The sequence below is a fragment of the Candidatus Paceibacterota bacterium genome (genome assembly GCA_041663045.1).
Lineage (GTDB): Bacteria > Patescibacteriota > Minisyncoccia > Phycocordibacterales > GWA1-40-21 > Bog-1340.
In genome coordinates this window covers 176,377-203,002 of sequence record JBAZRH010000001.1, presented here as the reverse complement: position 1 = coordinate 203,002, position 26,626 = coordinate 176,377, and the positions used below count along the sequence as shown (strand labels likewise).

General features: G+C 34.9%; 18 protein-coding genes, 4 tRNA genes and 3 pseudogenes. 22 read left to right on the top strand and 3 right to left on the bottom strand.

What is annotated here, in order from left to right:
- Positions 1-86 precede the first annotated feature (86 nt).
- Positions 87-272 carry a hypothetical protein gene (locus tag WC631_00960; protein MFA6227037.1) on the top strand — a complete coding sequence of 62 codons (186 nt, stop codon included), beginning with the start codon at positions 87-89 and terminating at the stop codon, positions 270-272.
- A 25-nt stretch (positions 273-297) separates the two neighbouring features.
- On the opposite strand, the gene WC631_00955 is transcribed toward WC631_00960, so the two are convergent.
- From WC631_00955 to WC631_00945, 3 genes are all read right to left on the bottom strand, one after another.
- Positions 298-371 (bottom strand) — tRNA-Pro (locus tag WC631_00955).
- 166 nt (positions 372-537) lie between these two features.
- A tRNA-Ala gene (locus tag WC631_00950) sits at positions 538-608 on the bottom strand.
- A gap of 189 nt (positions 609-797) precedes the next feature.
- Positions 798-870, bottom strand: a tRNA-Ala gene (locus tag WC631_00945).
- A 79-nt stretch (positions 871-949) separates the two neighbouring features.
- Between WC631_00945 and WC631_00940 the strand changes: the two genes are divergently transcribed.
- From WC631_00940 to WC631_00840, 21 genes and pseudogenes are all read left to right on the top strand, one after another.
- Positions 950-1,023: transfer RNA gene (locus tag WC631_00940), tRNA-Val, on the top strand.
- A 50-nt stretch (positions 1,024-1,073) separates the two neighbouring features.
- Complete coding sequence (locus tag WC631_00935) at positions 1,074-2,651, top strand: efflux RND transporter periplasmic adaptor subunit (protein ID MFA6227036.1); 1,578 nt, start codon at positions 1,074-1,076, stop codon at positions 2,649-2,651.
- Between the two features lie 9 nt (positions 2,652-2,660).
- A complete protein-coding gene (locus WC631_00930; protein ID MFA6227035.1) occupies positions 2,661-3,380 on the top strand; it encodes an ABC transporter ATP-binding protein in 720 nt (239 codons plus the stop codon).
- 12 nt (positions 3,381-3,392) lie between these two features.
- Positions 3,393-4,631 (top strand): ABC transporter permease, encoded by a 1,239-nt coding sequence (locus tag WC631_00925; GenBank protein ID MFA6227034.1) that lies wholly within the window; start codon positions 3,393-3,395, stop codon positions 4,629-4,631.
- Positions 4,632-4,832: 201 nt separating this feature from the next.
- A complete protein-coding gene (locus tag WC631_00920) occupies positions 4,833-5,066 on the top strand; it encodes a hypothetical protein (protein ID MFA6227033.1) in 234 nt (77 codons plus the stop codon).
- A 109-nt stretch (positions 5,067-5,175) separates the two neighbouring features.
- Positions 5,176-6,621 (top strand): annotated as a pseudogene (locus WC631_00915) (PEP-utilizing enzyme).
- Between the two features lie 1,230 nt (positions 6,622-7,851).
- Positions 7,852-8,151: pseudogene (locus WC631_00910) on the top strand (PEP-utilizing enzyme).
- A gap of 16 nt (positions 8,152-8,167) precedes the next feature.
- Positions 8,168-9,256, top strand: coding sequence for a PEP-utilizing enzyme (locus tag WC631_00905; GenBank protein ID MFA6227032.1), 1,089 nt, complete (start codon positions 8,168-8,170; stop codon positions 9,254-9,256).
- A gap of 1 nt (position 9,257) precedes the next feature.
- Positions 9,258-10,730, top strand: a complete 1,473-nt coding sequence (locus WC631_00900; GenBank protein ID MFA6227031.1) for a PEP-utilizing enzyme — start codon at positions 9,258-9,260, stop codon at positions 10,728-10,730.
- Positions 10,727-12,046 (top strand): PEP-utilizing enzyme, encoded by a 1,320-nt coding sequence (locus WC631_00895; GenBank protein MFA6227030.1) that lies wholly within the window; start codon positions 10,727-10,729, stop codon positions 12,044-12,046. Before WC631_00900 ends, WC631_00895 begins: the two co-directional genes overlap by 4 nt.
- A 2-nt stretch (positions 12,047-12,048) precedes the next feature.
- Positions 12,049-13,104, top strand: coding sequence for a PEP-utilizing enzyme (locus WC631_00890; GenBank protein MFA6227029.1), 1,056 nt, complete (start codon positions 12,049-12,051; stop codon positions 13,102-13,104).
- 5 nt (positions 13,105-13,109) lie between these two features.
- Positions 13,110-14,582 (top strand): PEP-utilizing enzyme, encoded by a 1,473-nt coding sequence (locus tag WC631_00885; protein MFA6227028.1) that lies wholly within the window; start codon positions 13,110-13,112, stop codon positions 14,580-14,582.
- 5 nt (positions 14,583-14,587) lie between these two features.
- Positions 14,588-16,117, top strand: a complete 1,530-nt coding sequence (locus tag WC631_00880; protein ID MFA6227027.1) for a PEP-utilizing enzyme — start codon at positions 14,588-14,590, stop codon at positions 16,115-16,117.
- A 67-nt stretch (positions 16,118-16,184) separates the two neighbouring features.
- Complete coding sequence (locus tag WC631_00875) at positions 16,185-17,621, top strand: PEP-utilizing enzyme (protein MFA6227026.1); 1,437 nt, start codon at positions 16,185-16,187, stop codon at positions 17,619-17,621.
- 2 nt (positions 17,622-17,623) lie between these two features.
- Positions 17,624-19,063 carry a PEP-utilizing enzyme gene (locus tag WC631_00870; GenBank protein ID MFA6227025.1) on the top strand — a complete coding sequence of 480 codons (1,440 nt, stop codon included), beginning with the start codon at positions 17,624-17,626 and terminating at the stop codon, positions 19,061-19,063.
- Between the two features lie 3 nt (positions 19,064-19,066).
- On the top strand, positions 19,067-20,158 hold the full coding sequence (locus WC631_00865) for a PEP-utilizing enzyme (GenBank protein ID MFA6227024.1): 1,092 nt from the start codon (positions 19,067-19,069) through the stop codon (positions 20,156-20,158).
- 14 nt (positions 20,159-20,172) lie between these two features.
- A complete protein-coding gene (locus WC631_00860) occupies positions 20,173-21,501 on the top strand; it encodes a PEP-utilizing enzyme (GenBank protein MFA6227023.1) in 1,329 nt (442 codons plus the stop codon).
- Between the two features lie 1,240 nt (positions 21,502-22,741).
- Positions 22,742-22,969, top strand: a pseudogene (locus tag WC631_00855) (PEP-utilizing enzyme).
- A 16-nt stretch (positions 22,970-22,985) separates the two neighbouring features.
- Positions 22,986-24,065: a PEP-utilizing enzyme gene (locus WC631_00850; protein MFA6227022.1), complete on the top strand. Its 1,080-nt coding sequence runs from the start codon at positions 22,986-22,988 to the stop codon at positions 24,063-24,065.
- 4 nt (positions 24,066-24,069) lie between these two features.
- Complete coding sequence (locus tag WC631_00845; GenBank protein ID MFA6227021.1) at positions 24,070-24,816, top strand: hypothetical protein; 747 nt, start codon at positions 24,070-24,072, stop codon at positions 24,814-24,816.
- Positions 24,817-24,903: 87 nt separating this feature from the next.
- On the top strand, positions 24,904-26,595 hold the full coding sequence (locus WC631_00840; GenBank protein ID MFA6227020.1) for a PEP-utilizing enzyme: 1,692 nt from the start codon (positions 24,904-24,906) through the stop codon (positions 26,593-26,595).
- Positions 26,596-26,626: the final 31 nt, after the last annotated feature.

Sequence of the window (26,626 nt, the reverse complement as noted above, 5' to 3'; positions counted from 1 at the left end):
GAAGGTATTTACGGGCGCGAACCTTTAGTTCGCGCCCAATTTTTTGTGTTATAATACAAGCAGTTATAAGTATTTGTTTTAATTTTATGGAAAATCAACCATTTTTACCAGAATTTGAAATAGGGAGTCAAAATATCCCAGTGCAAGAAAAAGACCAGTGCCAGTACTGCCAAGATGGTGGTCCTTGTATTTATTGTGATAGAGGTAAAAAATTTATACAAGAAAACAAGGAAGAGTTAACATCAAAAAGAAAGACGAAAAAGGGTAAATAAAAAAGACCTTAGATATTCTTTAAATTGGTCGGGGTGCTGAGAATCGAACTCAGGCTTCACGTACCCGAAACGTGTATACTACCACTATACGACACCCCGTATGATCGATATTGTATCACAATCTTGTGGTCACAAGTATTTTTCCTGACAGAAAAATCTCGCGACCCCGGCTCGCTATTTTCGCCTTTATTACATAAAACAAAAATATAGCTGCGTCTTCCACAAAGTGTAAAAAATCGCAAGCAGTTGCGATTTTTAACCTTTGTGGACCTAGGCGGAGTCGGACCGCCGCTTCGTCAATGCGAATGACGCGTCGTACCACTAGACTATAGGCCCAAATAAACGTATCTTGTGTATCACGAAATGTGAACTGCACCGGGTATCTCTGCCTACCGCAGCGGGTGATTTCTTGATTTTTTAAAAATCAGAATTTCTAAAAAATATTAAAAAATCCTTTCGATCCCGGTCGCAAGCAAAGCAGTTTGCTTGCTGCGGTCCACAAAAATCGATAATGATTTTTGCTTGTGGACCGCACCGGGATCGAACCGGTCGCCTCATCCATGCCATGGATGCGCTCTACCAAATGAGCTAGCGGCCCAACTCGGAGGAGTATAGCTTATTTAATACTAAAAATCAAAATAGAATTTAGAAGCCTTTTGTGATATAAATTATCGTACGGGCAATTAGCTCAGTTGGTTAGAGCGCACGATTCACATTCGTGAGGTCACAGGTTCGAACCCTGTATTGCCCACAAAATTAGTACATGCTTATCAAACATCTTTTTTGTGTTAGAATAAAAGTATGAAAAATATTTTTACTAAAGTTAAGAGCTTTATATTATCCAATAAATGGTGGGCCATTGCTGTCTCGGTGGTGGTAGTTATTATCCTTATAATTATATTTGCAAAATCAAAAACGACCCCGATAGAAACAGTCGTCGTCGAGAGACACAATATCAAAGAGGTTGTAAGCACAACAGGCAATGTAAAGCCGTTTTCCGATGTTGATTTATCTTTTGAAACAACCGGCAGAGTGAGCGATATTTCAGTATCGGTAGGAGATAGGGTATACGACTCTCAATATTTGGCTTCTGTGTCAAATGGGGATCTTCTCGCACAAGTAGAGCAAGCAAAAGCTGGTTTGAAAAACGCCGAGGCCAATCTGAGTGCAACCATGAAAGGCTCGACTCCGGAACAGATCGCTCTGCAAGAATCCCAGGTAGAGAAGACAAAAATCGACTTAATCGAAAGTGAAAAAGCATTAAATGATACTTCTATAGATTCATACACAAAATCAGACGACTCTATCAGAAACAAAATCGATCAGATTTTTGATAATCCGCGCGCACAGAATGTTGAGCTCAAATTCAATATAAACAATTTCCAATTGAAAATAGATATTGAACAGGGCAGAGCGAATACAGAAGCTTTGCTAACCTCATGGGATAATTCACTCACCGATCAAAATATTTCTGTTGATGGAAAATCAAAATTGGCAAAAGACAATCTCAACACTATAAAAGGCTTTTTAGATAAAGTAGCTCTCGCTGTAAATAGTTTAAGTACAGCCGATTCAAGCCTGACACAGACAAGTATAGACACATATAAAAGTGCGGTCTCAACTGCAAGGACAGCTATAAGCACAGCGATAAGTGCTTTGGCATCTTCTGTAAATCAATATAAAATCTCGGAGTCTGCTCTCAAAATCGCTGAAAACCAGCTCATACTTACAAAGTCCAGCGCAACTTCCGAAGAAATATCGTCAAAAGAAGCCCTTGTGGATCAAGCCAAATCCGTCCTCGACAATGCATATGCCCAATTGGCAAAATCCGTAATCAGATCGCCTATAAACGGTATAATAACCAGTATTCCCGCAAAAGTCGGCGAAGTCATACAAGCAGGCAAGACAGCAATCTCCGTCATCTCATACGGAGAATACGAAGTTGAATCTTTTGTCGCCGAAGCTGATATAGCAAAAATAGAAATAGGGGATATGGCTTCTACCACGCTCGATGCCTACGGTTCTGATACTTTTTTCGATACTACTGTAATAAAAATAGATCCAGCTGAAACCACTATAGACGGTGTTTCAACTTATAAAGTCACATTCAAGTTTGTAACAAAAGACGATCGCATAAAATCCGGCATGACAGCCAACCTCGACATAATCACCGGTCAAAAAGAATCTGTTTTGTCTGTCCCGACAAGGTCTGTCTACGCGCTCGACAATAAAAAGTTTGTAAATATCGTCGATCCACAAAATCCTAAAAATATTACGGAAAGGGAAGTCAAGACGGGTCTGCGTGGGGTGGATGGATATATAGAAATCCTTTCCGGAATCACTGATGGGGAAAAAGTCGTCGCTTCTCCAAGTATTTAATCTTAAATCGTGTCCTTCATAAAAATAGAAAACCTGTGGAAAGTCTATGAAAATGACGGGGTTAAAACCGAGGCCTTATGCGGTGTATCTCTTGATATCAAAAAGGGTGAATTTGTGGCGATTATGGGGCCATCCGGTTCAGGCAAATCCACACTTTTGCAAATACTCGGGCTTCTCGATGACCACACTACTGGCACATACATTTTCCTTGATAAAGATATCAAAAAATACAATCAGGAAGAGGTGGCGAAGATGAGAAATAAAGAAATGGGTTTTGTCTTTCAATCCTTCAATCTTTTGCCGAGGGCTACGGTGCTAGAAAATGTCAAACTCCCCCTTGTATATTCTGATAAGCCGGAAAAAGAATGGGAAACCCTTGCGAGAAATGCGGTCATAGCTGTCGGGCTTGAACACAGGATGAATCACGAGGCGACCCAGCTCTCTGGAGGTGAAAAGCAGAGGGTGGCTATCGCTCGCGCCTTGGTCAACTCTCCGGAAGTTATTTTTGCCGATGAACCGACCGGAAACTTGGACTCAAAATCCGGAAAGTCTATTATCGAAATAATACAGAAATTAAATAAAGAGCTCGGCCACACTATTATCCTTATCACGCACGAAACATATACCGCAGAATATGCAGAGAGAATTATAAGACTTATGGATGGGCAAGTTGAAAGCGATATAAAAGTAGAAAACAGAAGGACTCACAAAGATGAGTTCGTTAAATAATCTTATAATAGAATGAAATTAAAATTCAGTTTAAAAACAGCGATAACAGGGCTACGAACGCATAAATCTCGTTCGGCTCTTACTATTACCGGTATAGTGATCGGCATTACCTCCATTATTTTGATAATGTCTTTGGGGCAAGGAGCCAAAGATTTGATTATCGGTCAAATACAAGGTCTTGGTGCAAAAACTATCGCTATTTTGCCTGGTAAAGAACCGTCGGGCATGAGTGATCTATCGACTTTATTTTCAGATTCATTGAAGGAGAGAGAAATGAATGCACTAAAACAAAAGACAAATGTTCCAAACGCTCAATATGTAATGCCTGTGGTTTTCGGTTCAGCAAACGCCATATATCAAAATGAAAAATATGGCATTTCTATTTTTGGTGGTACAGAGCTTTTAGAAAAAATATTCGATGCGCAACCAGAGAAAGGGGTCTTCTATACAGACGACGATGTCCGAAGCGGAGCGACTGTGGTCGTCCTCGGCTACAAAGCCAAAGACAAGCTATTTGGAAATGACGAAGCTGTTGGACAGAAGATTAGGATTAAGAACACAACATTCAAGGTCATCGGGGTTTTACCAAAGAAGGGCAGCTCGTCTTTTATAAGCTTCGATGAAGCTGCTCTCACACCATACACCACAGCCCAGAGATATCTGACCGGCACAAAATATTTTAATAGACTTATAGTCGAGACGGATTCCGAAGTTAATTTGGAAAAGACCTCGAGTGATATAAGAATCACTTTGAGAAATTTGCACAATATTACCGATCCGACAAAAGACGACTTTTATGTCTCAACTCCGGCGGAAGTGGCGGAAAAACTCGGCACGGTATTCAATACGCTGACGATTTTCTTGTCGGCAGTCGCGGCGATTTCACTGGTGGTCGGAGGTATTGGAATTATGAATATTATGCTTGTATCCGTGACCGAAAGGACAAAAGAAATCGGTTTGAGAAAAGCCATCGGAGCGACAAATAAAGATATTCTCACTCAATTCTTGCTTGAAGCTGTGATACTTACCGCAACAGGAGGTTTGATAGGAATAATACTCGGTTCAGTGCTTTCAATAATCGCCACGGTATTGATAAAAAATGTCGGTGGGCTAAACTGGCAATATACTTTCCCAATAGGCGCAGCAATACTCGGTTTGCTTGTAGCGAGTTTGGTCGGGCTTATATTCGGAATATATCCGGCAAGACAAGCTTCAAAAAAGAGTCCGATGGAGGCACTCAGGTACGAATAAAGACTCGCTCGGCACAGCTTTTAAAAACCGCGCATAAAAGTCTGCTGACTTTTTGCTATGCTCGGCCCGTCGGCCTGTGCAATGCTTTTTAAAAGCTGTGCCTTCGCTCGTTTACTTTGCAGAAAGACACTAATTTGCTTTTTAGATATTTTCATCGTAAACTTTATGAGCTTTACAACTTAATAACTTTTAACTTATTTTATGGGATTTTTCAAAAATTTAATGATGAAGCAGATGTTGAAGTCGCAGATGAAAGGCGTTCCGCCGGAACAGCAAGAAAAAATAATTTCTGCAATAGAAAAGAATCCGCAATTCTTTGAGGATATCGCCAAGAAAATCGAGCAAAAACAAAAAGAAGGAAAAGATCAGACTTCTGCCGCTATGGAGGTTATGCGTGAACACCAGGACGAATTGAGGAAGATAATGCAGGGTTAATCAGAACTGAAGATTTTAAACAATATACGTTTTCTATAAATATAAACGTACGCAACCTCTAAATAATCTGGCTTTTCAAACAAGGTGTTTTCTGGTACCATTAAAACCAATGATAGAGCCGGCAAATAAGGGTAATTTTGACTTGGATAAGCTCGGAAAATTCAAGTGGCATTTCATACATAAGAGAAGCAGAACTCCTCTTTTTACTTATATGCTATGGGAAGGTTTGTCTCACCATACAAACAAAGACTTAGATTTTCCATATGAGATGAGCCCTATAATATATTTGGATCAAGAGTTAGCTTTTGAGAAAAGCACTTGGGATAAGAATCTTGTTAAATCTTTAAATGAATTCAAAAAACGACCAGAATTTATAATTGAGATGTTTGAAAAAGCTTACAAACTTAATTCAAATATTGAGAAAATTATTAAGAAAATAAATACAACTAATTTTACAGAATTAAAAGATAAAAAATTAGCAGAATTATTTGATGATTACTCTTCAGAGCAAATGAAATCTTCGGCGTTTATGATACTACCGATGGCTATGGAGAAATATCTGGAAGATACTATCTTTACAAATATTCGCAAAGTCCTCCCTCAAGAGTCTAGCGAAGCTATTCAAGTCATTTCCACATCAGAGAAACAGAGTTCCTCACAGAGTGAGGAGATTAGTATTCTTAAAATAGCAATTAAAAAAAGAGATGGTAAAGATATTAAAGATGATATTGAAAAGCATATATTAGAGTTTGGTTGGCTAAAAAATGCTTCAATGGATGGTCAGTATTATTCTTCCAGTGAAATCTTAGAAAAAGTAGAGGCAGCGATTAAGATAAAACCAGAGTCTAAGCTTAAGGAGATAAAAGATGAAAGAAAGAAGGTAACGGAGTCAATAAAGAAATACAAGGAAATCCTTGGAAGAGAAGATTCAAAAATCCCAAATCTAATAAATATATTACAGGAAGCTATCTTTTTTAGAAGCTGGAGAACAGAAAGATTTTATAGAAATACACAATATCTTCAAGATTTTCTTACAGAGCTTTCAAAAAGACTCGGATTGAGTAATCATGCAGACATCTTCTATCTTTTACCGAAGGAAATTATAAATTTGTTAAACACTTCAACTAGAGCGAATTCACAAACTATAGAAGATAGAAAGCTTGGCTATATTATGTATGCGGATGGTAAGAGTACCGAAATATATTCCGGTTCGATAATCAAATTAGCAAAAGAAAAGATTAAACTCATAAACGTTGAAAATGATTCAAAGATAATAAAAGGCCAAACAGCCTATCCAGGCAAAGTTACAGGAAAAGCCTGTATAATACACAGAAAGACAGATTTTCCAAAAATGCAAAGCGGAGATATTCTTGTATCACATTCAACAACACCAGACTATGTGCCATTATTACAAAAGGCCATTGCAATAATAACGGATGAAGGTGGCGTATTGAGTCATGCTTCTGTTATATCAAGGGAAATGAAAATCCCTTGCATAATTGGCACCCAAACAGCATCCAAAACACTAAAAGACGGCGATATGGTGGAAGTGGATGCAAATACTGGAATGATAAGATTAGTAAGTGCTTCTGAAGATAATATATACGAACCATCCGGTGAACTACTGAATTCAAGAGCAAGACCTAAAAAGACCTGTCTGATTTTTCCTGCAAATTTTACACAAGAATATATCGGGACAGATGAGATGAGAAAAGAGTATGGTGCAAGAGCTCATTCGGCTATATATACTTGGATAGGAGAAGATATCGCCACGGCCACAGACTCTCAGTGTGAATTTGAAACAATTGGAAAGATCATACTCAATAAATGTTTAGATGAAAAGGGGTGGTTAAATGACCTAGTAAAGTGGTCAGAAAAACAGAAAGACACGCTAATGGTCTTTATAGAAAGATCTTTTCCAAAAGACAAACTCTCTTCTCTAACAAATAAATACATCGCCGAGAAGTATACGGAATATTGTGAGAGATATATAAATTTCCATTTAAAGAATTGTCCTGTCTGGTGGGTAGGAATGCCTACATTAGAAAAAGAGCTTGATGACGCTGTTGAAAAAAGGAAGATATCTAAGGATGACCTGATTGTTCTAATAGAATCTTTATCATATGCATATGATTTAAGTAAAGAGGAAGAAGAAATACTAAAGATTTCTAACAAGATTAAAAAGACTGGTAATATTTCTCTGAAAAAGATCCCTGCAAATATAGATAAATTGCTAGATAAACATGTTAAAGAATATTCATCAATACCATTTGGATATAATACGGGCGTATTGTGGGATAAAAAATACTTTATAAATAAAATAAAAAATATCTTATCAAAAGGTGACCCAGAAAAAGAATTAAAGAGAAGATCAGCCGAATTAAAACTTAAAAGACAAAGACAAAAAGAATTACTAATAAAATTAAATCTTGAACCTAGATTAAAGAAAATTATAGATATTGCACACAAATTAGGCTATTTACAAGACTTAAAGAAAGTATTTCAAACAAAAAGTCACCCACACTTACAACTAGTGGTTATACCAGAGATTTCTAAGAGATTAGATATTAGCCCTGATCATTTTAATTTCCTTACTCCACTTGAAATTAAAGATAGTCTCATAACAGGTGTTTTGGATAATAGACTTAAAGGTGAGTTATCAGAAAGAGCAAAAGATTCTATTCTAATATCTCACGATCATAAATATGAATGGATTGTTGGGGATAAAGCTATCGCTTTTGCTAAAAAATACAACCTTATTGTATCAAGCGATAATGTTAAAGAATTAAAAGGTAGATCTGCTTCTTCTGGAATCACAACCGGAATTGTAAAAGTATGTTCATCTTCAAAAGATATTGTTAAGATTAATAAGGGGGATATTTTGGTTGCTTCTATGACCACGCCGGATTATGTACCTGCTATGAAAATAGCCGGTGCTATAATAACAGATGAGGGAGGTATCACTTGCCATGCGGCCATTGTATCAAGGGAGTTACATATACCCTGTATAATAGGTACAAAAAATGCCACTAAAGTTTTAAAAGATGGTGATATAGTAGAGGTGGACGCGGATAAAGGAATTGTTAAAATAATAAAATAATATGAAGAAAATTGAAACAACAATAACCAGAGACCTCTCATTAATAGACATAAGGGCTTGGCATAGTGGCTATACTACAGGAATGCAAAAATGGCTGGGTTGGTCATATTCTGACTCGGTTTTTTATATACACGATGGATATACAGAAATAATGAGGCCACCAGAAGAACACCTGATTGGTTTTAGAGATAAGGTTTTTTCAAAGATCGATTCTGATGAGAATTGGTTTGGTAAAGAATCAGATAGATTTGATAATCTTGTAAAAGAGATTTATGTTTTCTTTGATGAATCAAATAGAAAAATTGATGAAGCACCTGATCCTGAAATTGCTCAAATCTATAAAAAGTATGTCGACTATATAAGTTGTGCAATGTGTCCTTTTGTGGTTATGTTTTGGCTTCCTGTTTGGTTAGAAAACGATATAGTGAGAAAAGAAAAATATGCAAAAGAAATAGAGATTGCTATTGCATACAGAAAAAAGACGGAGCATTTGTTTCCTGGAGGAGCTGAACTAACTAATAAAATTCTTTCTAGGGTTTCAAAAGAAACCAAAATCGACAACCATATTCTCAGGGTATTATCTGGTGAAGAATTAACAGATTATTTAATTGGTGGCATAAGACCAGATACTGAAGAACTTAAAGAGAGGATAAAGGGTTTTGTATATTCAAAGAAGGGGATAATTTTGACTGACAATACTACAGAAAATTTTAGAAAAGTAATAAACGGAATAGGTTATGATTTTGTTGTAAAAAAACACGGCAATATCAAAGAGCTAAAAGGTCAAGTAGCCTGTGGCGGTAAGGTTAGAGGAAAAGTAAGGATTATTATGAGTAAAAAAGATATCGGAACTTTAGAAGATGGTGAAATTCTGATAACTGCAATGACAACACCAGAATATCTCCCTGCAATGCATAAATCTGCGGCTTTTGTTACCGATGAAGGTGGAATCACATGTCATGCTGCTATCGTCGCACGAGAACTTAAAAAACCCTGTATTATAGGTACAAAAAATGCCACCAAAGTTTTCAAAGATGGAGATATGGTAGAGGTGGATGCGGATAAGGGAATAGTAAAGGTAATTGAATAAGATGTTAGACATAAAAGAGTTTTATAAAGGAGATTGGGTTTATAGTTTTACACGCAGAATGACATATCAAAAAATTCGCTTGTATCATTATGGTTATTGGAATACCTTTTCGAAGCTCTTCGGCGTAAAACAGAAATATGAATGTTTCAGGGTTAAGAGCGGTAATATGGAAACATATTTAGCTAAAGATGAAATTGAATCATTCGAGAGTATGGCTATCAAAAAGTTTACTGATTCTAATTTTATAAAAAATGTAGTGACGACATTGGCAAAAAATATTATCAACGACTTCGATAATTATCTATCTTTCCTACATACACTCAAACCATTTATCGCTAATGATATTAGTGACGCAGATTTAATTGATATTTTAGAAAGATATTATTCATTTGAAAGAAATATATCTGCCGATTTCTGGATACTTTTTAACGATGTGGAACATGCCCTCGGTAAAGCTATTAGACAACACCTTGCTTTGATAAATGTGTCGGAGACAGAAGCTGATAACATTCTTCACATAATCTCTGAACCTATATATCCAAATCCTCTTGAAATGGAGTTAATATCTCTCTACAAAATTGCACTATTAGACAAAGATATTATGGAGAAGCACTTAATTGCTCACATTGAAGAATACTGTTATATGCCAATGTACGATATAAATTATGAGCCTAATAAACCGAAATACTATACGGAAAGGTTGAGCGAACTGCTTAAAAAAGACAGAGAAGTTTTAAGGGGTGAACTAAATAACCTTGAGAATAAGTATATAGAAAGACGTAAAATTTCTGATAGAACATTGAATCAGTATAAAGAAAATGAGGAAGTATTTATACTCTTAAATATGTTTGTATCTTATTCATATCTTAAAGATAAAAAACCATATATTAGAGATAAGGGCGGATATTATGTTAAACCTCTATTCGAGAGAATTGCTAAAAAAATAAAATTAACACTCGATCAGACACTTTTCTTAAATGAATCCGAGATTAAATCTTCCATACTTGAAGGGAAATCAGTTATCTCGAGAGAGACACTAGACTTAAGACAGCAAAATAGTCTGTACTTCTGTGAAAATGACAAAATTATCGTTGTTACTGATAGAGACGAATTACAGTTAATCGATAACAGTCTACACAAAGAGGAGACAATAAAAGAGTTAAAAGGTACGGGAGTTGCAAAAGGTAATGTTTCTGGCAGAGTTTCTATTGTTCTAAGTAATAGTGATTTTCTTAAGTTTAAAAAAGGAGACATACTCGTATCTAGTGCTACAAGACCAGATTTTGTGCCACTTATGGAAAAAGCATTAGCCATCATAACAGACGAGGGCGGGCTTTTGTCCCACGCAGCGATAGTGTCACGTGAGTTAAAAAAACCTTGTATTGTCGGTACAAAAAATGCCACCAAGGTATTAAAAGACGGCGATATGGTGGAAGTTGATGCAAATAAAGGAATTGTTAAAATAATAAAATGAAAGACATAATTAATGATATAAGATTTGCCGAAGACAGAGATTCCTTTATTAAGGAATTGAAGAAGATAGAGTGGACACATTGGCTTAATCGCCCATATTCTGTCTTTATGGCAACAATATGTTGGGAGGGAGTAAGGGAAAAGTTTTATTCAAGAAGCGGGCTTCACGGTTTAGGAGCTGATAACTATCTCTATCAATTTCCTGATATATATTATGACGTTAAGTTTTATGAAAAAGGTGTTACTTTCTTTGATAATTATTTCAAGTCACACAAAATGTCAGATCTGTCTAATATCTTAGATATCACTCACAAACGCCACGTAGTAAGTCTTGGAGAGATTATAAATGATAATAACAAAACAATACCACAGAAGATTGCTCTTGTGTCAGATATGGTTAAAGACTACTTATTTTATTTAAATGTCATCCCTAATCTGGAAGAATATTTTAACAAGAGAATAGCGACAGAAGTACCAAAATATATTCAGGGAGACTATTCAAGATTCGTGGGTGATATGTGTATACCGACTAAGAAAAATGCATATGTCTTAATGTTGGAAGAATTAATGTCCGGGGTCCCTATAAAAGAGATAAAAAACAAGTATGGCTGGATGAGATCGAGAGATGGTTTTACTGATTTTTATACTGAAGAAGATTTTGAAGAGATAAAGAGGGGTTTTAAGGAGCCGCAAAAGCATGAAGTTATTATTCCGGAAGAATTAAAAGATTTAGCGAAAGAGCTTAAAGAATTGAATTTTTTTAGGACTGATAGGACGGACAAGTTTTATGAATTTCATGGCATAGCAAGACCGCTTTTTGAAGAAACCGCTAAACATATCGGAGTAAGTTTTAAAGATCTTGCTGATTATGATGCGAATTCCATTATTACAGGTCAACCAAAGAGATATAATAAAAACTTCAGTTACGGACTGATAGATAATAAATATATTGTCTCAAATGAACCATTAATTTCGGATTTCAAAAAACATAAAAGTGATGAGGTAAAAGGCAGAACCGCATTTAAAGGGGTCGTACGAGGCATTGCAAGGATAGTAACCCACTCAAATGACATTGATAAGGTCAAAGAAGGTGATATTTTAATCGCTCAAATGACTTTCCCATCTTTTATTTCGGCAATGCAAAAATCAGCCGCTTTTGTGACAGACGAAGGCAGCATTACTTGTCACGCGGCTATTATAGCCAGAGAAATGAAAAAACCGTGTATCATAGGCACTAAAAACGCCACGCACGTATTGAAAGACGGAGATATGGTGGAAGTAGATGCGGATAAGGGAATAGTGAGAATAATAAAATAAAAATGAAAAATAGTTTTATAAAATATATAACAAGAGATTATTCATTGAGAGACAGGTCAATGATAGTCTACGCTCTGTTAAAAAAGGGTACGATAAAAGAAATATTTTATACAGCGACGATAGAGCATAGACATGACGGTGTTGTGGATGTTTATATACAACCAAAAGACAATGAAGATAATACGCAACGAATAGCAAATGCACTAGCTAAAGATAAAAATTATATTGAAAGCGGCCTAGAACTCGGTATTAAAGTCTCCGACGATTTGCTGAGACTTTGTAAAAGAGCCACTGACTTTATAAGTAAGGAAGAGACAATCAAAAGACTAGAAGAAGCTAGAGATGAATGGGTAAGATTTTCTAGCTTTTTAGAATTCACTCATAGGGTGGGAAGTATGGGCAAGGATTTGACAGAAAAGCAATTAAAAGAACTTGGTGAATTTCACGAGAAAAGGAAGTTGATATTTTTAGAGTTTTTTGAATATTTAGATAAATTATGTCTGGCGGCAACAGGAGAAGACAAGATAGAAAGGGGAGATTTAAGATTTTTGACATTTTACGAGATAGTCTCATATCTTGAAGGCAAAATAAACCCAGATAAAATAAATAGACTTCAGGAAAGAAGAAAAGCCGAGTATGTATATGAAAATAATAAAGGCAAAGAGAAAATCACTGATTTAAATACTGATAAATATTGGAGAGAGATTGAAGAGAAATCTATAGAAAAACAGGAGATAAAAGAGCTTAGTGGTATACCGGTGACAAAAGGTAAAATTACAGGAGAAGTGATTGTAGTCTCTCAAGCAGATTTTAAGGATAAACAATTAAAAGACAAAATAGTTGTGATCAGTATGACGACTACATCTATGAATAATGTTCTCAAAGATGTTAAAGCTATTGTCACTGAAGAAGGCGGCTTACTATGCCACGCCGCTATTTTCTCAAGAGAATTCGGTATTATTACGCTTACTCAGGTCAAAAATGCCACAAAAGTGCTAAAAGACGGAGATATAGTAGAGGTGGATGCAGATAAAGGAGTGATTAGGATTATTAAATAGATTTTATGACCAATATCATTGAAAGATTTATAGATGAACTGGACGGACAAGAATTAAGGCCCGCGATCACGGATTCAAGAGTCTTTGTACAGGCTGCGGGATGGCAGACTTCTCAATATTTCTCTAAATACTATGAAGACAAGCTACCTTACACACTTCTTCTTTTAGTTAAAGGCAGTGGGGGGATGTTATATTTACCTCTTTCTAAGGAAAAAGCTTTAGCTAAAGAAGTATTTAGAAAATACTGGAAAGATGATAATACTCTTACAAAAATAAAAAAGGAATTTAACTCATTGGGAACAGAATTAGATAGGCTATACCAGTCATTTAATTATAAATATCTTTCGGAAAATACTTTTCCTACCTGTTTAGCAACATTTAACAAATTCGAAAGTACAATATGGAATCTAAATGCCCTGGTATTTTTTAGTATTTATTTTGATAAGCAAATCGCCACAGAACTTGTGCGCGAACTAAGTATTAATATATCCGAGGATAGGCTTAATAAAATCTGGGACAAAGCAATCACACCAAATGGAATCTCTTTTGAAAAAAGAAGGACACTTTATATATGGAGCCTTATTAAAGACGGAACTAGCTGGGACAAAATATCTGAATTATGCCAATACTTCTTAACAAGTTATGCCAAGATATTTCCACTGTCTGAAGTTAAAGAACACCTTATAAAAGAATACTCTCATATAGATATTAAACGGGCAGAAAAGTTAATAGGAAAAGAACTTACTCTTATCAAAGCAAGAGAAGAGAAATACAATAAGTGGCTTAGCAAGATTACAAAAGAAGAAGTAGAATTCGTTACTTTTATGCAATTTATCATTGCTTTAAGAGATGAGAGAAAGGACTTCTTGATGAAAGCCACAACGATTTTCTATCGTATTGGTGAAAAGCTTTTCTCTGAAGCAGGAGTCGAAAAATCCGGTATTTATTTCTGGAGTATTCCTGAAATTAAAAAGGGTATTAAATATCTAAAAGATAATTTAAGATTGATAAAGAAAAGAGAAAAAGGATACATAATCCTAATCAGTGGTGATAATACCCGTATTGAAGAATATAATGATTTCGAAAAGAACAAAAAAGATATTATTAAATATTTCAATGAACAATATAAGAAATTACACACAGATAATACAAAGAAATCTGTCATCAAAGGGCATACTGGGTCAAAAGGGCTGGTGCGTGGTATCGTCAAAGTATTAAATAATTTTGAAGAAGAAAAGGGTAAATTTAAGAAAGGTGAAATCCTTGTAACTGGCATGACTCGACCAGAATATGTTCCACTTATGAAAATAGCCTCGGCGATCATTACGGACGAAGGAGGTATCACTTGTCATGCTGCTATTGTCTCTCGTGAGCTCGGAATTCCTTGCATAATAGGCACGAAAATTGCTACTCAAGTATTAAAAGACGGAGACTTAGTAGAAGTTGACGCGGATAAAGGTATTGTCAGAAGACTTTAAATAATATGTCTTTAAAATTTCAAAAAATGTGGTCTGCCGGTATTATGGGTGCTGGCGTCGGTGAGCAAGCCATCTCTTATAATTTTTCTCATAATACAAAGTTAAAAAAACATTGTGGTGTTGTTGAAAAAAATGCTTTATTTTACTTTGAAAAAAGCGTTGGTACACAGTTTTATTTTGAAGTCTCGGAAATGGAAGAGGCAGCAGATTTTGGTTTCAAACGCTTTACAAACAAAACAAAAACTCAAAAATATATAGAAGATTCAAAGAAAGCTATCGAAATTTCTGATAATTCTTATAATGACTTTCTTAAAATAAACATAAAGAGCCTTACTTTTCAAGATTTATTTAAACTATATAAGGAAAAGCTCCGGGCTTATGAAGAGTCATATTCTATTTATCACGCTTGCCAACCTCAATATGTTAGAAATATAGAGAAATATGTACAAGGCATATTGGAAGAGAGATATGGCAAAGATTTGACTGACAATATATATTCAACCCTATTACTTTCGGATGAATTAGATTCATTGTCTTCAGAACACTTGGAGTGGCTTCAAATTGTAAAAGAGTTGAAAGATAAATATTCTCAAGAAAAAGTTTTTACCGAAAAAAACCTGACAAAAGAAGAGACAATCAAAATAGAAAACCATTCCCGTAAATATATATACTTGGGCACAGTAGAGACAAACAATCCTTGGAATTTTGACTATTATATTAGGAGACTTAATAGAGATATAAAAAGTAATTTCGACGAAGATTATATCGACTTAATAGACAAACAGAAAGACTCTAAAGACAGAAAAGATAAAATAATAGACAAGTATAAACTGAGTAAAAAAATCGTCGACATTTGTAATAATCTGTCAAGAATTGGCCTTATTAGACTGCAAATACGTTTTGCATGGACGAAATCTGCTTATGTGCTCGGTCTAATCACTAGTGAATTAGCTGAAAAGAGTGTAGATCAGAGAATCAATAAAGATTCTATTGTTCAATATAGATTAGATGAATTAGAAAATGCCGTAAAATACAACAAATATCTTTCCGAGGAGGAATTAAAGAATAGAGAAGAAGCATATCTATTTCTCTCTAAAAATTTAATCAGTGATTATGGAGATAAGGTACATTTCTACTCTGGAAAGGCAGCGGTAGAAAAAATGAACGAACTTTTTACAGAAGTTGCTTCTTCTAAAGGCGGCATAAAGGGTACTATTGCGTGCAAAGGTAAAGTTATCGGTCGTGTAGTAAAGTTCTCATGGATAGAGAAAGAATTAAACAAGAAGATGGAGATGATGAAAGAAGGCGATATTCTTGTGGCTGGTCAGACGAGACCTTTTCTAATGCCAGCAATTAGAAAAGCTGGTGCAATCGTTACCGATGAGGGTGGTATTACATGCCACGCAGCTATCGTTTCTCGTGAACTTAAGATTCCCTGCATCATAGATACTAAAATCGCCACCAAGATGTTGAAGGATGGAGATATGGTGGAAGTGGATGCAAATAACGGTGTGGTTAAGATTGTAAAACAGTAAAAAACTCTATACGACAGCCCACTTCACAATAGCTCAAAAATGAGTTAATATATTACTTATAAGTTGCATGAAAAATACAGTAGATTTTAAGCCGTTTTCTGATAATACAGAGATGTTTCGTTGGGGACCTATTCCAGCCCGTCTTTTTTATGTTTCCGAATTCGACAATGCAATATTTAATGATTTTCCAAAAGAATATGAGGGTGATATTTGGCCAAAGTCATTGCTTTTATTTAAGGATGGTAAAATCCTATGGCTAAATGATTTTAGTGAATTAAGAGAAATTGGTAGAAAAATCTTCATAAAATACATCTTAAATAAAGAGGGAAGAAAAGTTTTGATGGATAGGTGGAAGAAAGATGTCAAAAGTCTAGAAAAAATAGAGGCAAAGATAAGTAAGGAATTATTAAAAAGGCTCAACAATAAAGAGTTGTATGATATTTCGAGAGAATTCTATGATTTAGTAATATCTTTTTGGCTGCCAACAATACCTGTAGAACTTGGAAATTACGGTTCGGATAGATTGCTTGAAGAAAAACTCAAAAGATACGTAAAGCCCGAGAAAGAATTATCTTCCATTATGGAAATTCTTACCACCCCAGAAGAGCCATCATTTTTCCAGAAGGAAGAGATTGATCTAGTAAAATCAAAAGATATTAAAGAACATACGAAGGATTATTTTTGGCTTAAAAATAGTTATGACGGAGTTGAAGTACTAAACGAAAGTTTTTTCCTGGATAGAAAAAGTAAAATAGACATAAATATAGAAAAGAAAACGACAGAAAGGATTATAGATGCAAAGAATAATAAAAAGAGAGTTGTTGAAAAATACAAACTATCAAATGAGATTGTAAATATAGCGGAAGGGCTTTGTGATGCGATAATTTGGCAAGATAATAGGAAGAAACATGTCTTTGTATATTTACACTATAAAGAATTGCTACTCAGAGAAGTCGCGGAAAGATTTAATATTGATATCGATATTTTAAAAGACTATAGTGCAGAGGAAATATTATCGGCCTTACAGAGACAAGATTTTTCGACAATATCACATAGAAGAGAAAAAGCTGTTGGATATTTTATGAATCCATCAAAGAAAGTACTGTCTACCGACGAAAGCATGCTTTGCTGGGAAAAATATGCCGAAGAGAAAATATCAGATAATATCCAAGAGATAAAAGGTATTGTGGCTAGTACCGGTAAAAAGCCGATAGTCCAAGGTAAAATAAAAATTGTCTTGGATCCAAAAGACCACCTTACGGTCTTTAATAAAGGAGAAATACTTGTAGCGCCTATGACAAGCCCAGAATATATATTCCTTATGAAGAAAAGTGTCGCTATTGTCACGGATACTGGAGGATTAACCTCTCACGCCGCAATTGTATCGAGAGAATTAGGCATCCCTTGTATAGTAGATACTAAAATCGCCACTAAAGTGCTAAAAGATGGAGATATGGTGGAAGTGGATGCAAATAAAGGTATAATAAGAATAATTAATAAATAGATATGCAGAAAAGTGCTTTAGAATTGGCTGAAAAGTTTAAGAAAGAAATGGCAGGGAAGATTACTTCTCAAGAAGGGACTTTTTCTAGTTTTTCATATGGAAGCATACTACCGCTTGGCTTTCCTCCATTTATAAATCGATACTATGACTTCGATTTTATATCTTTCTTGTTTTTTGCTGAAGAAAAATACGGCGGCATTTTCTTCAATCTACCCGCATATCAACAAATGACGATACATTCCTATAATCGCTTGATAAAGTTAGGTATAAAAAATGTACCGGAATTTAACGGCTATAGAAAAGTCAGAGTTGAAATTCAAGATAAATACGACAAAAGTAATCCGGAAATACTTGAGAGTAAAGATAACAATCAACTTTTTGAAATCCTAAAAGAAGCTTTTGAATTAGAGGTGGAGTTATTCGTCACAACCGTATTTTCAGAATCAATGGACGAAGCAATGATTAAATCACTCTACGAAGCATTAAAAGATAAAACGATTGACTTTGAGACCTTTATAAAGACGGCAACCCAGCCGACTTTTGAATCTTTCGTAACAAGATATGACAAAACTTTACTTGAGATAAATAAAGACAGTGATTGTTATCCGGCTCAATGGGTTTTCTCAAATTACTATATAACACCGGATATATCGGAGATAAAGGCGAGAGTAAAACAGACAATAGACGAAAAGGGCGGTGCAGAAGCTATATTGAGTGAATTAAAGAAGTTCTCAGATGAAATAGACGAGCACAGAAAAAATCTAGAGAAATTTAGAGAGAGCTTGTCGGGAGAAGAACAAACTTTATTGGATTATGTTCAACTCGCAATGGAAGTGCGTGATTCAAGAAAAGAAGGGATACAACAAACTCTTACAATCTTAAATAATATTGCACGAATTCTATTCAAAAGAGCAGGTCTAAAGATAGAAGACTTAGTGTTTTCATTTCCACATGAATTATTTTCAGGAAAATATTTAGAGAAAGGGTTTACAGATGAATTACAAAAGAGAAAAAGTGGTGTTTGGGTTTATTACAATAAAGATGGCTGGGTAATCTCTACAAAAGATTATAAAAAGACTAAAGAGAATATTTATGCCCATATCGATAAGGCAGACGGAGAAGTCAAAGAAATAAAAGGTAATATCGGTTGCAAAGGAAAAGCAGAAGGAAAAGTAAATATAATACTAAATGAAAAAGACTTTTCTAAATTCATTCCAGGATCTGTACTCGTAACTTCAATGACTCGCCCAGAATTTGTGCCTATTATGAAAAAGTCTGTCGCTATAATTACTGATGAGGGTGGCGTCACTTGCCACGCGGCTATCGTCTCTCGTGAATTAAATATCCCTTGCATAATAGGTACAAAAAATGCTACCAGATTGCTAAAGAATGGAGATCTGGTCGAAGTAGATGCGGATAAGGGGGTGGTTAAGATATTATAATAAATGGATTTCTTTAAAATAGAAAAGATTATCAAAGATAAAGGTTTAAAACCAACTTCTCAAAGGGAGATGCCTCTTTATTCACTTTCATGTATTTTCTATGGATATACAAAACCAATGTATAAAATACTAGGATATTCGTATGATGCAGTTTGCGGAATAGGGGGCGATGGAAAATTTCATACACTCTTTAATGAAGAGATGATCGCTCAAAAAACCGGCGAATTCATTGATAATAATTATAAAGACCTTGGAGATATAGTATTTACACCATCAATAAACACATTCAATGAATGTTTAGAGAGATTTAAAAAGATGGATGATAACGATCCAGTATTAAGTTTGAAATTAATAAATAACATATATTCTAATTATATGACATGTATTGGAATATATAATTGCTTCTGGAGATATATCGGTAATGAAGCAAGTAAAGGGAAACTAACGACAATCGATGTGGAATCTATTTCAAGACAAAGAGATATCGTTGCTAAATTTTATCCTAAAGTAGAAAGTAAGATAAAGGAATACACTCACAAAATAGGGGAAATGAATAATTTTGACGGAGATTTACTGAGATATCTGACGCAAAAGGAAATGGGTGATTATCTTGGAAATAGACTTAATATTATAGACATACTAAAGGTCTTAAATTTAAGAAGAGAGAAATATCTTTATTTATTGACGATAGATGGATACGAAGAGACTTCGACAGATAAAGACTTGATTGGAAAAATATATGAAGAGTTTTATTTAGTAAAAGACATAAAGAAAGAGCTTAACGGTTTCCCTGCATACAAAGGGATAGTTAAAGGTAGAGTATTTAATAAGATACAAGGAAATAATTCAGACCATCTTGTAGAGAAAGGTTACATACTAGTTACTAGTATGACACACCCTGACGATATCTATATAATAAAAGAAAGTTCTGCGATAATTACAGACGAGGGGGGAATATTAAGCCATGCCGCAATAGTAGCTCGCGAGATGAGGAAGCCTTGCATTATAGGAACAAAAATCGCTACGCAGGTATTAAAAGACGGAGATATGGTGGAAGTAGATGCGGATAAGGGGGTGGTTAGAATAATAAAGTAATTATGATAAAGGATATGCATAGTTCAATTCCAGATTTTAGTGAGTGGAGATTCTGGGGTAGATGGAAGAGTAATGTCTTTTGTAATGCCCAATATTCCGGTTTTTCTCTAACACAGATATTCAAAGATTTATCATTACCACCCGAGTTTAGAGATTGGTATTTAAGTGTAGATGGATATTTATACACTCGCGATGCTGACCACAGAATCTTTGACAAATTTATTATAGACAAATTCCTTAATGACAGTTCCTGGTTTGATAAGCTCTTTAATCTCGCAGAAAAAATTGAATATCTAGCTAATAATCTGAAAAGAGATGGGGATGTAGTTTCCTGTATGAAATTACTTAAAGACAACGGATGTATTACAATGTTAATACATTTTTGTGACAAAGGTCTAGAAAAACTTGTCCCGGAGATCGCGGCTCAAAGCGGCTTGACAGCAGATCAATTTGCAAAAATTCTTATTCCATTTAAACACACATATACAATGCAATATAAGGAGGCTCTTTATCAGCTAAAAATGAGTAAGATTAGTATTGACGATTTTATAAAAGATTTTGAATGGTTTGGAACTGGACGTCTATCGGGAAATGGATTGACTATACTTGATATACAGAAAGAATTACGGAAGACAATGGACAAAGAAAGTGCGCCAAATATAGATATTAAATCATTGGATAAAGAGATTAAATCAAAAATAATTATCTTACAAAAACTTATTTATTTTAGATCTCTTCACGCAGAGCTTGCGGGTAAAATGGTTTATTATCAGTGGGCGGCTCTAGACAATGTAGCATTAAGACATAGCCTAAGACGGGAAGATTTGGGTGTTCTAACTCCGGAAGAAATAATCTATCTTACAGAAAAAAATATTTTACCAATAGATACAAAAAAACGTCTGGATCAGAACGGTCTTGAATGTAGTGGAGTATCATACATAAATGGTGTCTCTGAGCTATATTTTGGAGATGAACTTAAGCAAGTATTAAAAATATTTGAACCAAAATTAACTACAGATCAAAAGATAGTTCACGGCAACATTGCATTTAAAGGAAAGGTTAAAGGTTTTGTAAAAATTATAGAGGACATTAATGACCTAAAGAAAATAAATGAGGGAGATGTTATCGTATCTCCAGAGACAATGCCAGATTATATTGTTGGAATGAAAAAGGCGGCTGCATTCGTCACTAATCAAGGAGGAATCACTTCTCACGCTGCAATTGTTGCCAGAGAAATGAAAAAACCTTGTATAATAGGCACAAAGATAGCTACACAAGTTTTTAAAGATGGCGATCTGGTAGAAGTCGATGCAAATGTTGGAATCATTCGTATAATTTCATAATATGGAAATTGATCAAAGAATTAAAAGTGTAAAAGAGTGGCTGATACTAAATAGTGGAATCTCGCCATATATTATAGGCTATGCACTCAAACAATGGACAAAAGGTACCTATGAAAGATACCCGGGGTACTATTTGATAAGCTTTTGTGGAGGAAGGATTACAAAATCTGGTGCCGAAGCACAGTTTTTGGCAGATCAAAATGAATATCATAAATCGTTTGAGAAGGTTATAAATAATAGAGATATTTTAGACAAAGTATACAAAGATTTTTTAAAGGATGAGAAAGATTTTAAGGACTTTATTGAAGATATACAGAGAGAAGGTGAGGAATATTTACATAATAATTTTAATAATTTTATTAAGGTCTATGATGCCGAGTACATTTCGGCTGTAGTTATAGACGGGGTGCTTGTATATGGTGAGACTTTCTTCAACGAAATGTTGAAAAAATATCCTGACCAAGAAAAATCCTTACGAATATTAATTGAACCATATGGGGAGACTTTTCTGAATCGTTACAGGCAAGAATTGTTTAAACTTGCACTATCTTGTAATCGAGACGGCCATACATCTCTGGAAGACATTTTGACTGATTCAAAGATTGTGAAAGGTCTGACAAAGATTCAAAAGTCTTTTCACTGGATACAAAATAATTATAAAAACGTTTCGGCTTTGTCTATTGAATTCTTCGCTCAACAATTGCTTGAAATTCTGAAGGATATAAAACTCAACCCCAAAGAAAATCTTGAGGAACTTGAAAACTATGCAAAAGTACATCAAAAAGAGTGTGAGGATATTAAGATTAAGAATATACTCGATCCGGAAGACTATGAGAAAATACTTTGGCTGGGTAAAATCGCTTGGTGGGTAGATAGGAGGAAAGAGTACAATCTAATTGCAAATCATTATCTCGGTGCTCACTTGGAATGGTTATGCGATAAATATAATCTAAAATACGACGACGCTTCTTTATTACTACCTTGGGAATTAGACAAGATAGTAGAAGGAAATAAAAATATAGATGACTTTAATATTAACGGAAGAAAGGAAGAGTGTATTTATTTCTATGATATTCTGGGGCAAGAAAAGATGTATTATGGTGAAGAGGCAGAAAAACTCTGGGAAAAAATCAATCCTAAAATTGAAAACTTAAAAGACACAAAAGAGATCAAAGGTACGGTAGCACAAAAGGGTTTTGTAAAAGGTATTGTCAGGGTAGTTATGGACGCACATAACCCAGGAGAGTTTAATGAAGGGGATATTCTAGTTACAGGTATGACTCGCCCAGACTTTCTAAGCCTTATGAAAAAGGCCGCAGCTTTTGTCACAGATGAGGGTGGCGTCACTTGCCACGCGGCTATTGTGGCAAGGGAGCTAAAGAAACCCTGTATAATAGGTACAAAATTCGCTTCTAAAGTCTTAAAAAGCGGTGATACGGTGGAAGTGGATGCAAATAACGGTGTGATTAAGATTATAAAATAAGATGAAAAATCAAGATTTAAAGATATTTGCTGAAAGGAAGATGACGCTTTTTGCTTTAATTGTCTCAATTTGGCAGCACAAAACATGTTTAGAAAACACCACAGGAATAGGTTTTACTGAATCTGTTTTTGCTTACAGAGATAGTATTTGTATCCTTAGCGCCACAAAAAGTAATATTGATGCAGTTGTATTAAATATTTTAAATCAGATCAAGAAAAACAATAAACCATTTACAGCTTGGTATGAAAAAGCCAAGAGACTGAATACGAAAGCAGATGAACTTTTATTAAAACATATTGATGACAAAGTTAAACTAGATATACATTCTTACAATGAGGTTATGGAAATACTTAATGAGAATCTAGGTTACTGCACTATATTACCTTTTTGGGTATTGTATGCGATTAATACTTCTTTGGAAAATGGCGAAAATAGAGAAGTGTTTGGTAAGACACTAGAGATGTACGAGGAATTAAAGAAAGAAACTCGCTACCCGCAAATAGTAAAAAACGTAATTAGTAAATATCTCGATGCAGCAATAAAAACACTGAATATCTCTGAAGAGCTTGCAGAATGTATACACCCAGAAGAATTAAGAAAGATTATTAATGGAGAGAAGTCTGTAGATAAAACAGAGTTGGAGAGAAGAGCAAAATGGTGTGCAATGACACTAGATAAAAACCCACTGCTGGTGAAATTCGACTATACTACAGACAATTATCCATCACTACTATCTGAAAAAATTGATAAAGATATAAAAGAGATAAGAGGTAATGTCGCTTTTGCTGGCACGGCTCGAGGTAGAGTAAAGGTTGTGAATTCTATAGATGATATGAAAAAGTTTAACGAAGGAGATATTCTCGTATCTTTTCAATCAAGCCCAGCGATAATGCCAGCTATAGTAAAATGTTCCGCTTTAATCACTGATGAAGGAGGAATAATGTGCCACGCCTCAATTATCTCAAGAGAACTCAAAAAACCCTGTGTCATTGGTACCAAGATTGCCACAAAGGTATTAAAAGACGGGGATATGGTAGAGGTTGATGCCAACAATGGTATAATAAAAATCATTAATAATTAATATTATGGAATCATTTGATCAAAATAAGATAAAAAGAGATTATCAGGAAATGGCTACGATCCATGATGAGGCTGTGAAGTATATACCTGAACTAGATAGAGATATTGAGACAGCAGAAGGCTTTTCTGAGGCTATAATATATAAAGGTATTCGTCTGTTGGCTAAATACAACAAATGGGTTAGTGAAATGTCTTTAAAGTGGTTCAACAAAAAGATCGATAAGCATGCCGACGAGTTAAGAACAGAGTTCGATAAATTATCACAGGAAGTAGAAGACGCAGAAGGTGTTATCCTGGCCCACCTCTCTTCTGGCGGATCACCAGAAGACGCTGAAAATCTTAAAGTCGATTTACAAAATGCAGAGAAAAAATTGCAAGACTTTATAAACGAAAAGATGATATACAATTTCTCTGAAGAGGAGCTTAAGCAAAGAGACGATAAAATATTGAAAGAGGCGGTAAAAGAGATGACTAGTTTTATTAACTTTCTAAATCCAGAGTCAAGGTATGTTGGTTTTACAGATGATGAAAAAGAATATCTGCAACTCAAATCTGAAGCCAGAGGTCAAAGAAGTTATGCTGAGTTGCTAGATGGTAGTACAAAATTATCTGCACCTAAAAATCCATTGATAGCCGCGGAAGTTAGAAAAGCATATAATAACGCCGTAGATGCTGAAGTTAGATTGAGAGAATTTATCATAGATCATAAGGGAATCGATGACTCTGTAGAGGGAAAAAGAATAAAGAGATAAGTATGATTTGCCTAGTACACTAGGCAACTACTTGCAATTATATGTGGATATGCTATACTTGTGCTTATTATAAGCATTAGTATTTTTATGATAACAATCAAATTAAAAGAGATAGCCGAGAAAATGGGCAAGAGTATATCCGACATTGCGAGGGAAACTGGTCTCAATCGTAATACCATCACAGCTATTTTTCACAATAAAATTGATGGCATCAAATTTGATACATTAGAAAAGCTTTGTTCAAAATACAAAATACAGCCCGCTGACCTTTTCAAAATTTCAACTGAAGAAAAGAAAGTGCAGACGTCACATGATCTTACAACAGCATTTTACGAACCTTATAGACAAGAGGGTGACATTATCCCTTTTACAGCTATTCCGGCATTCTTAGGATTTGAAAGTCAACCAACCGACTGGTTTGGCGATTTTACTACCCATCACTTAGGTTTCTTCAAGAGAAATTATATGAAAGTCTATTGGGACAAAAAGATAATGCTTGATTTCTCAAAGCAGGTATACAAAAGATATAATGACAAAAAAGAGTTAGAAAAATTATTCGATGAATTCAATATACACGCGAACGCTATAAAGAATATATATCTCTCACATTCTGCCGATGAAATATTAAATTATTCTGCGGAAGAAATCGTCAGCTTTACGAAAGAAATATTTGATGCTTATGCCGGCTTCTGGCAAATGAGTTTGTTTATAGATTCATTCGACGCCGGTTTTGATGTAAAAAAGACAGAGGAAATAAAAAGACAATTTGCACTTACCGCAGAAGAAGTCTCTACACTTACCACACCTGAAGTTATGACTTTCAACAATGAACGTCTATTGAAACTTTATGAAATAGTAAAAAAGATAATTAAAAATAAACTCCAACAGAAACCGGCAAAGATAAAAGAATATCTCTCAAGATCAAAAGATGTAGCTAAATATATATTGGACTTTGATTACTATAAATCAAACTACGCTCATATGAATCACATAACGCTAGATGAGATATTTGACGAAGTAGAACAATGTCTCTGCGACAAAGACTGGAAAAAGAAGTGTGAAGAAATTAAGAGATATGAAAAAACGGTTAAAGCTAATATCGACGCTGTTCTTAAGAAACACAATTTAAAACAGAATCCACTATTTTTCTTTCAGAAATTGGTCTTTTGGAGAGAATATAGAAAACAGATTAACCTTATGGGTATTCACTCAATGCACTATGTCTTGAAAGCAATTGAGATAAAAGCCAGTATTCCTTATGAATATCTTAAACATATAGTATTTGATGAAGTGCCAAATGTACTCAAAGGACTTATATCTTTAAATCAATTAAAGAAAAGATACGAGCACGGAATGATGATCTCCACAGTCGGTGGCGGTTATAAGATAATAGAGGGAGCCGAGGCTCAATCAATATCCGATGAAATGGAAAAGAGAATACTCGGGCAAGCACCGGAAAAGATTTTGTCTGGACAAGTGGCTTGTCAGGGTTATGTAAAAGGTATCGCCCGTATCATTCTTGGTCAAGAAGACTTTCACAAATTTAATGAGGGAGAAATATTGGTCACGGGTATGACTCGTCCAGAATTTATCCAGCTTATGAAAAAAGCTTCCGCAATTGTCACAAATGAAGGTGGTATCACCTGTCACGCGGCGATTGTCTCACGAGAACTTGGTAAACCTTGCATTATCGGTACACAAAGAGCTACACAAATGATCAAAGATGGAGATCTCATAGAAGTAAGAGCAAATCACGGGACGGTGAGAATTCTGAGCTAGTGTCTATTGAGATGGATAAAAATAGTGATAT